The organism is Vibrio sp. M60_M70 (genome assembly GCF_037162085.1).
GTDB classification, from domain to species: Bacteria; Pseudomonadota; Gammaproteobacteria; order Enterobacterales; family Vibrionaceae; genus Vibrio; species Vibrio diabolicus.
This window is the reverse complement of record NZ_JARLUL010000003.1, coordinates 53,068-59,135: the sequence shown is the minus strand read 5'-3', so window position 1 is coordinate 59,135 and position 6,068 is coordinate 53,068. Positions and strand designations below refer to the sequence as shown.

The 6,068-nt window shown below is 43.1% G+C and carries 6 protein-coding genes; 4 read left to right on the top strand and 2 right to left on the bottom strand.

Annotated elements, in window-relative coordinates; genetic code table 11:
* Positions 1–223: 223 nt before the first annotated feature.
* Entirely contained in the window at positions 224–2,245 is a 2,022-nt protein-coding gene (locus tag P4S59_RS24350) for a DNA phosphorothioation-associated putative methyltransferase (RefSeq protein ID WP_337169254.1), read from the bottom strand.
* Between the two features lie 62 nt (positions 2,246–2,307).
* Here P4S59_RS24350 and P4S59_RS24345 point away from each other — a divergent pair, with 62 nt between their 5' ends.
* Positions 2,308–2,838, top strand: coding sequence for a hypothetical protein (locus tag P4S59_RS24345; protein ID WP_337169253.1), 531 nt, complete (start codon positions 2,308–2,310; stop codon positions 2,836–2,838).
* Here the strand turns inward: P4S59_RS24345 and P4S59_RS24340 are convergent.
* The gene (locus tag P4S59_RS24340) at positions 2,792–4,618 is read right to left on the bottom strand and encodes a Tn3 family transposase (RefSeq protein ID WP_337169252.1); all 1,827 of its coding nucleotides are present in this window, start codon (positions 4,616–4,618) and stop codon (positions 2,792–2,794) included. The genes P4S59_RS24345 and P4S59_RS24340 overlap by 47 nt on opposite strands.
* A gap of 341 nt (positions 4,619–4,959) precedes the next feature.
* On the opposite strand from P4S59_RS24340, the gene merR reads away from it, so the two are divergent.
* The 3 genes from merR (at position 4,960) to merP (ending at position 6,066) form a co-directional block, all read left to right on the top strand.
* Positions 4,960–5,352, top strand: a complete 393-nt coding sequence (gene merR, locus P4S59_RS24335; protein WP_029788661.1) for an Hg(II)-responsive transcriptional regulator — start codon at positions 4,960–4,962, stop codon at positions 5,350–5,352.
* 67 nt (positions 5,353–5,419) lie between these two features.
* Positions 5,420–5,767, top strand: coding sequence for a mercuric transporter MerT family protein (locus P4S59_RS24330; RefSeq protein ID WP_029788660.1), 348 nt, complete (start codon positions 5,420–5,422; stop codon positions 5,765–5,767).
* A 23-nt stretch (positions 5,768–5,790) separates the two neighbouring features.
* Positions 5,791–6,066, top strand: a complete 276-nt coding sequence (merP, locus tag P4S59_RS24325; RefSeq protein WP_029788659.1) for a mercury resistance system periplasmic binding protein MerP — start codon at positions 5,791–5,793, stop codon at positions 6,064–6,066.
* Positions 6,067–6,068: the final 2 nt, after the last annotated feature.

The window sequence follows — 6,068 nt, the reverse complement described above, 5'->3', positions numbered from 1 at the left end:
GTTTTATTTTCGTAAAGATGACTTGATAGATGAAAAGCAGTGGGCAAAAATAAAAACAAACCAAGTAGTATCGTTTCAAAGATCTTCTAAACACAAAGGACCTACGCCTGGGGCAACAAATGTAATAGTTTGCATAGGTTAGACTCGATTTGGATCCGCTTTTCGCCAGGGCCCCTTTGTTGAGTAAGGGGTCTGAATTAGTACAGATTAGTTTAGGCATTCTCTATCTATTTAGAATTCTAAAACCATTCACTCTCTTGCCATTATCACTGAGTAATTGTTCGTAAGTACCTCTGTGCATGATAACTTCACTATCCCAAACAATATTTAGTAGCTTGGCCAATCGCTTATCAAAGCTAGCCTGCTTATCCTCGCTCTCATTAGAGGACGCTAGAAGCAAATGTTTGTTGAGTAGTGGCGGGCGGCGGTCTTCTTGAACATAGTCGAAGAAATCGATGTCTTGATCGGCCATTTTGATCTTGGTGCGTTCCTTCAACATCGGAACAGACTTCTCGAAGTCATCATACTCCAAAAGCGTGAGTTTTCCTGAAGTGATATGGATTTTCACTAAATCGATATCGTCATTTAATTCACCATACATTTGCAGCCCCGCGCCAACATATACTCTGAGTAAAAGAGGAAGGCTATCAACATATTGTTTATGGAAAATCAGAGAATGATTTTCGTTGAACATGCATGCCGGAAGAGACTTGCTCGCTCGAATACATTGCTCCTCAATAAGCTGCGTATCTGATATCGCAAACAAAAGCTCAGTTGCTAGGCTCAGGGCAGCCTTATAATCATTGAATAGTGCTTTGATATCTCGCTTTAATGACTCAGGCTGCTGAGTGTAAGGCTTACGTTTTTCAAATAAGCCCATAGAGAAGTAAAGAAGTAAATCTTCTTTGTGTTCTTGCTGCGCCTGTTCAAACTCATGCGTATCGAACATCTCTTGTAAAAGCGTGAATACCTTTTTGTGCGAACCGATAAGCTCACGTACTTGCTCACTTTTAATAAACTCATCGTTTGCCGGTACTCGGCCCAGATTTAAGCATTGAGACCAAAACTCATTGAAGAGCTCAGAATGCTGCGTAATAACCAGTTTTGCTTTGTCTTTTGCCGCAATGGGCTCTGGTGATGTCAGCTGCTGCCAAGTATGAGTTCGTTTATATTTGTTTTTCAGATAGATTTGCTCTTCGAGCTTATCTTTAAAAATATAAAAAATACCAGGAGCGGCAGCGATCGCTTCTTCTTGTAGCGTTCTCTCGATATAACCTTTGATTTCTGATTGCGCGTAGTACTTCTGGAAGGTGTTACGGGACGTTATCACACCGTCTTTATAGGGGGTGAACTGCGCCATATAGCTCTCATTAGCCAACATAACCGAAACGACTAGCACTTTGTCAGAGAGATCCCAAGCACTTAGTAAAGCTTCCAAGCGCTCATCTTGGTCTTCGATGACATTTAGTACAAAGCCAAGGTTTACAATATCAGAGTTAATCTTTTCACTATCGGGACGGAAATTCGGGTCCCAGCCCAGCACATCCAAACCATGCGCTTCTAACTCACGCAAGTCATCACCACGACCACAGCCATAATCAAATATGGAATAGCGACCATCTAAATAGCCGAGTCTTGCTAGCTGCTTCATTGGTGCTGAAAGCTCATGCCTTACAATAGCGGTTTTATGCCGGTCGATACCCACCTCATCGAACTCAAACTCTTGCTCAGAAGCAGGATGTAAACGGCCATCAATGAGCTGGTAGCCACTTTTGGTGATAAGGTTTAGCCAAGAGCGCTGAAACCCAATCGTTCGAGTATTCTCATATAACCCGGCACGTTCACCTTCCTCTGTGATTTCCTGAAACAACGGGAAGAACTCGCTTTCAGGGTCAATCATGGTTTCTTTTCGATGAAGGATAGGCGGGTTATCCGATGAACGATAACAGGTGACCTTGTGACTTAATTTAGAAAGGTCAACGTTTAAACTTTGCTGTAGCGCGGGATAGGATTCTTCGTAAAAATCAGGGTAATAAAGTAACGATAAGCGAAATTCGTTTTTAAACAGCTTAATCAAATTCCACTCATTTTCAGGCAGATTAACGGCTTTAGCTACCGCCGGAACAAACTTTTGTAAGACATCCGGTACCAAAGACATAGCATCTCTATGAAAGTAGATGGCGTCTGGCAATTGCTTACCAATTTTTACTTCTTTGACTAGTGACTTAAATTGCTGAAAATCCATAATATAAATGCTGCACGACTTCCGGTATGGTTACTCTATTAACAATCTTATCGTAACTCATTATGCAGAACTATCCATATTCTTCTCATTCCTGGGCCTTAGTATCCGCTAGTATTGCTATCAAAGAAGTTGATAAATCCCTGATCCAAGAAAAGAAAACTGGTGTACCGAAAGACATCGCACACTTTTTTGAACAGACCAAGAAAATGGCTTCAGGTGACAAGTTACCAATAACTTGTATTTTTAATGGGAAAGCGGTCGAAGCAAAGTTGGAGTGTGTGGTGGGGCGCTTTCGTATCGGTGGCATACCAACACCAGAAGGTTTATCTCTTGATGACCAATTAGTTTTCGAAAAGAAAGGGAATGAGATTCATATTGAATTTCTGACTGAGCGACGAGAATTACAAGAAGCAACAACAGAGACCGAGAAAAGCGTTAAAGTCCGCTTAAAGCAAGCGAAGTTTCGCCGTAACGTGATTGAAATGTGTCAGTCCACTTGTATTGTCACGGGAGTAAATTATGAGCCTGTGCTTATCGCTAGTCACATTAAAAGCTGGAAAGATTCTGATGATGTCCGCCTTTCAAATGAGTAAAATGGCGTGAGAAATCTGTCCATCTGTCTACCTCTAGCAGAAGCTCGGTTATTTTCACTTTAGGCATAAGTGCTGATACCTTCCTGATCAACTTCTCAGCCTCTTCTGGAACAGAGTTCATCAACGGTGTAATGCGCATTCCACTGGCAGTCACTATCGTACCGGGAAGGTTGTTATCAGCAGCATGGAGTTCGACACGTTTCAATGCGGTGACTAACTGATTCTTTTTCTGTTCAAGGAATAATTCACCGTCAGTTTCAATATCCAGTCCTAACTCTTGTTGGCTAAACAGTGTGCGATATTTGTCGAGCGGAAGCAGGTAATCTTCAAAGTCCATAAACTGTCGGGAATGACGAACCCATATATCCCCCGAACGCAGCGCATTTTTCAGTTCTGAAAAGACACAAAGTTCATAATACTTTTTATTTATTCCTTCCTCAGTAAAAACAAGGGAAGCCCATCGTTTTCGAATAAAGTCAGTCGGTACGTCTTCGGGTAACTTACGCGCTTTGGTTAGGTTTAGTTTACGAAGGACATTAACCGCATCAAGCAGAGTCTGGCTGACTGGAGCCGCCTTTAATTCCAGTGCATCAAGAAACGCCGGAGTGTAACGGCGTAACTGAGGATACGCATCAATAATGAGCGTAAGGTGATCAAACTCTGGTTGGCTAAGTTGCTCTGCGCTTTTGATACTATCAAGAAAGACCTGCCAGCCAATGGAGGTTTCAATAGCATCAAATGGATCACTTTTTGATTCTCTGGCTTTCTGAATAAGGCGTCCGGCCTGTGACAGTACCTTTAGTTGCTCATTAATTTGCTTGCCTGAGCTTTGAAACTGTTCAGCATGTTTTCGTCTGGCAACATTCTCTTTACTAGCCATGATTCGGTCATGCATATCTATGAGTTCATCAATCAAAGTAGCTCTTGTATCAAGTACCACTGCCGCCAGTGTTGCGTGTCGTCTTAACGGTTCAAAATCCCTGAGATGTTGTGGTGTCATTTGACCACCTTCACGGGCTATTTTTCTGAGCCTATTTTGATGAACCATTTTTTCCAGACCATCAGGGAGAGATAGTGCCTGAATATATTCAATTCTCTCTATATGTTTTAGAACGTGCTTTGCATTGGGAAAACCATGTGGCTGCCGTAACCAGTTAATAAACGTCTGGCTTTGCTGGTTACGCATCAGTAGAAGTCGATCCAATTGCTCTTTTTGACCTTCAGACAATTCCGATGTCAGTGCACGATATACTCTCTTCGTTCCGAGAGTGATCGCTTCCGCGCATATCCTTTCCAATACCTCCATGCCAGGAATAACTACCTTTTGGGTGCGTAGATAATCTAATAACGTTTTGGCAAGCACCATACCTGATTCGGTTTGGACCGAAGTCTTTAGTAAATATTGTACGGACAGACGAAAATGGGACAGAGTAAAAGAGGCCATCCCCAACCAGTTCATCAGCTCAGTAAGATGTTCCCTGCGGGTCGTCTTTCTTATCGCATACCTCTTCCAATGTGTTATCGGTACACCGAGTTGTTCACTTACGAAAGACAGCAGGTGGGCTGGAGGTTCTTCATCTGGAGGAATGGGTTTTCCGGGATATCGCAAGTAGCAAAGCTGAATAGCAAACCCAAGTCTATTGTGTTTCCCTCTCCTTTGGTTAATAAGGGCAAGGTCGGCATCGTTAAATAGGTAGTGTCGGACAAGATCATGATGCTCTTGAGGAAATGCCGTTAATGTTTCACGCTCAGATAACGTGAAGAGGGTTTTGCGTGGCAATCTTATTTCCTCCGGTAGCTATGTCAAAGGGACACACTTAGCTAACCAGATAAATGCCTCGATTAAAACCCAATGCTGACAATCCGGTTTTATAGGTGTGAGGTACGACAGAATCGCTTGGTGATCACACACTGAAAATCAGTATCGTAACTCGGAAATGGACAGAACCAAGTTAGAGTTAGAACTCTAATGACGTCTTTTGTCATAAGTAAAACTATCTCACGCGAGCGGTATTTACCCATCCACCTTGTTAGCGTATACCTTGAACTGGCAAATTCAGTTTTACCCATACAGACTCAGAAACTACTATCTCCAATGAGAAAGACTATGATGGAGCTGAAATGAAAATTAGTGATTTGGCTAAAGCAGCAGGCGTCAATGTTGAAACCATTCGCTATTACGAGCGCCGAGGGTTTATCAACCAACCGTTGAAACCTGAGCAAGGATATCGGGACTATCCCAATACAACCCTTGAGCGAGTTCAATTTATCAAACGTGCTCAGGAGCTTGGCTTTACACTGGAGGAAATTGCTAACCTGCTGCTATTGGGAGAAGGGAACTGTCTGTCGGTACAAGAAATAGCTGAACATAAACTGGTCAATGTCAGGGCTAAAATAGCGGATCTGTGCCGTCTTGAAAGCGTACTTGATAACCTAGTAACACAATGTAAGTGCAATCCCTCTGAGTCATCTTGCCCCATCGTTAAAACACTTCTACCAAAAGATACAAAATAAATTTGACTCCGTATGTAGGTACGGAGATTAGACTTACTTGATAGATAGAGAAAATATGGAGTAAGTCATGGAAAATAAGGCAAGTAACCTTCCCCTCATCGGGGGCGTGGTAGCCTCTATCGGCGCAGGTTTATGCTGCGCAGGCCCCTTGGTATTGCTATTGCTCGGCATCAGTGGCTCCTGGGTCGGAAACCTAACTTTATTTGAACCTTATCGCCCCTTCTTTATTCTGGCTGTCGTTAGCTTATTTGGCTGGGCAGGCTGGAAGCTCTATCGTCCTCAAACAGAATGCCAGCCAGGGGAAGCTTGTGCTGTACCCCAGGTGCAAAAGCGCCGAAAAGTGATGTTTTGGCTGGCAGCACTAGTGGCGCTGATTTTAGTGACCAGTAATTACTGGGTTTTATGGGTCGTTTAATAGAAAAGGAAAAGGTGATTAAAATGAAAAAGCTGTTACTTACGACAGGACTGCTCCTGACTACTTTCGGTGTCATTGCTAAACCACAGACTATCACCCTGGAAGTGCCAACCATGAATTGCCCTGTTTGCCCCATTACAGTGACTAAGTCACTGGAGAAGGTGAATGGCGTCACTGATGTTGAGGTGAAGTTCGAGGAACGGCTGGCAAAAGTCACCTTTGACGATGAGATGACCAATACAAAAGCCTTAATCGACGCCACGACTAATGCAGGTTATCCCTCGCTCGTGAAAGAGTAGAT

Coding starts and splice junctions, on each gene's coding strand:
- P4S59_RS24350 (WP_337169254.1), bottom strand. CDS start 2,245: ATGGATTTTCAGCAATTTAAGTCACTAGTCAAAGAAGTAAAAATTGGT.
- P4S59_RS24345 (WP_337169253.1), top strand. CDS start 2,308: ATGCAGAACTATCCATATTCTTCTCATTCCTGGGCCTTAGTATCCGCT.
- merR (WP_029788661.1), top strand. CDS start 4,960: ATGAAAATTAGTGATTTGGCTAAAGCAGCAGGCGTCAATGTTGAAACC.
- P4S59_RS24330 (WP_029788660.1), top strand. CDS start 5,420: ATGGAAAATAAGGCAAGTAACCTTCCCCTCATCGGGGGCGTGGTAGCC.
- merP (WP_029788659.1), top strand. CDS start 5,791: ATGAAAAAGCTGTTACTTACGACAGGACTGCTCCTGACTACTTTCGGT.